The sequence below is a fragment of the Microvirga sesbaniae genome (assembly GCF_025460805.1).
GTDB classification, from domain to species: domain Bacteria; phylum Pseudomonadota; class Alphaproteobacteria; order Rhizobiales; family Beijerinckiaceae; genus Microvirga; species Microvirga sesbaniae.
Map to the genome: position 1 here is coordinate 1 of NZ_JAMXFJ010000099.1, position 2,139 is coordinate 2,139.

Consider the following 2,139-nt stretch of genomic DNA (forward strand, 5'->3'; position numbering starts at 1 on the left):
AAAATAGCCTATTCCCGCGACACAACCGCTATCTCGGAAATCACCAAACAACCGGTCAACACGTGGTCCGAGGAGTGGCAGCGCGAGTGCGAAGCTCGCGCAGTCCTGAAGATGTCGAAGGCAGAACGCGATGCCTTTTTAAAAGGCACGAAGGATGAGAACGGAAAAACCATCGAGCGCGGAATCATTTTCCTTCGGGGAGGAAAGGCAGCTGAGGATTTGAGGTCACTCATGCAACAGCTGATGGATGCACGCGCCAACAAGCGCTAGCCGAGAGAGATATATACGATAGAGGCGACCACAGCCAATCCAACGAAGAAATACGGGAACCATCGCCGGAAAGGTCTGTCGTGGTCGTCGAAGCTCATACCGATCTCCACAAGGCAGGGATTGATGCCTCTGCCCGAAGACCAATCATGGCATTTTCGAGAAGGTTAGTCGGAGAACCTACCCGGCCATCGATCAAGCGGCCAGGCGCTGCTCCTCTTCCCAATAGGCCGACGAAACGGCAGCCCCAAGTTCACAAAGAGCCAGAGATAGAGTCATGAATCGCTCGGCCAAGTCGCCTGCTTCAACCTGCTGAGAACCTGATGCTCGCTCCTCATGGAAGCGCATTCGGTAGAGGTTCTTTAGGATCGAGCACGCAGTCGCAAGATTGTCCGCCATCTCTGAGGCCTGCGTCCCTTTATGAAGGAAGCTCCGGCATCGACGGGCGCTGCTAAACAGATCGCGATAGACAAGATCGAGCGTCTCGGCATCAACGCCACGTGCCCTAAGCGCATCGGTTTCGCTCACATGGACGGCGCCAGCAATCAGCCGAGCCACATGCCGTAGCGCTTGACCGTACGCATACACCTTCTCATGGCCCTTAGAATCGATCTTCATTCTCAGAGAGAGCAATGTCGACCGGGCACGCGCAATATCGTCAGCAACGACCGGACAGTCGTCACGCCACAACCAAGGTCTGTTCATTATTGGTTTTGCCTTCGGAATCAAACGCCGAATTAACGATTCCGAAATGAATCGACGGAGCTTCATAGGCAAGGAACATTTGTAGCTAAGGTGAGGGTTGCGACAATATATGCCTGCCGCTGCGAAGCCGTTCCTAATCCGTTCTTTGTGCCCTGTGCCAACAAAGTTTGGTCAGCGACAATAAAGTTCTTACGGAACCAACAAAGTTGTTACCTAATTCGCCAAGCTTGTCCGAACCTGCCCTGAACTGGCTCGGCGTTCAGTAGCCTAAGCTTCAACCTATCGAAGTGACCTGTCTGGAGTGGATCAGACGAGGCCAAACCCCAAAAAAAGTAGATCAGCCAATCGCAGCTCATCCTTCCGCTGCTTGACCCGATCGAGGAAAGGGGAGGGGCCGCGAAGGCTCGCGACGTCTATGACTTGGTGGCCGAGAAGATCGATCTGCCGGCTGACGAGCGCTCCGCGAGAATTACCATTTGCGGACACTCCTATAGTGCCTTCGAGCGGGAGGTGCGCTGGGCCCAGCAGAGAGCAAAACTCGAGGGCTATTGCGACCGGCGGATGCAGGCCTGTGGGCCCTCACCGACAAAGGGCATTCGGCTCTTACCAAGGCGACCCCTGGGATCGTTGTCACGATCTTCATGACCGACAAGGGCGCTGCCCTGTGGGGGCACTGCGAAGATGCCGTCGGCCTGCTCGACGACAACAGCTTGAGCCTCGTGTTTTCAAGTCCTCCGTATCCGCTCCTACGTCAGAAGGAGTACGGAAACCTGGATGAACGGGAGTATCTTGACTGGATGCTGCGCCTGGCCGAGCAGTGGATGCCGAAACTTGCCAAGGACGCCTCTGTCGTCCTCAACCTCGGTGATGCATGGCGTCGAGGCGAACCTACGCTCTCGCTCTACCAAGAGCGTCTTCTTATTAAATTTCAGGATGAGCTGGGTCTGAAACTCTGTCAGCGCTTTGCCTGGCAGAATCCAGCGCGGCTTCCAAATCCGGCGGAATGGGTCACCGTACGCAGGATTCGCGTGAAGCCATCTCTAAGTAGGTCGCCATAAGACTTGCAACGCGAGAGCCTCGGGTGTTTGCTGGGGCGCATGCAACACCATGATCACTCTCCCGAGACGTGGCTCGACGAGGCGGATCGCACGCGGCTTACTGCCGCGC

At 55.8% G+C, this 2,139-nt stretch carries 3 protein-coding genes; 2 read left to right on the top strand and 1 reads right to left on the bottom strand.

Annotated elements, in window-relative coordinates; genetic code table 11:
• On the top strand, positions 1-270 hold a 270-nt coding region (locus OCW50_RS32885; protein ID WP_262300386.1), incomplete at its 5' end, for a DUF7696 family protein.
• A gap of 192 nt (positions 271-462) precedes the next feature.
• Here the strand turns inward: OCW50_RS32885 and OCW50_RS32890 are convergent.
• Positions 463-885: a hypothetical protein gene (locus OCW50_RS32890; protein WP_262267334.1), complete on the bottom strand. Its 423-nt coding sequence runs from the start codon at positions 883-885 to the stop codon at positions 463-465.
• Positions 886-1,613: 728 nt separating this feature from the next.
• Between OCW50_RS32890 and OCW50_RS32895 the strand changes: the two genes are divergently transcribed.
• Positions 1,614-2,030, top strand: coding sequence for a DNA methyltransferase (locus OCW50_RS32895; RefSeq protein ID WP_262300387.1), 417 nt, complete (start codon positions 1,614-1,616; stop codon positions 2,028-2,030).
• Positions 2,031-2,139: the final 109 nt, after the last annotated feature.

Excerpts from the sequence above, each read along its gene's own strand:
- OCW50_RS32890 (WP_262267334.1), bottom strand. The coding sequence starts at position 885 with ATGAAGATCGATTCTAAGGGCCATGAGAAGGTGTATGCGTACGGTCAA.
- OCW50_RS32895 (WP_262300387.1), top strand. The coding sequence starts at position 1,614 with ATGACCGACAAGGGCGCTGCCCTGTGGGGGCACTGCGAAGATGCCGTC.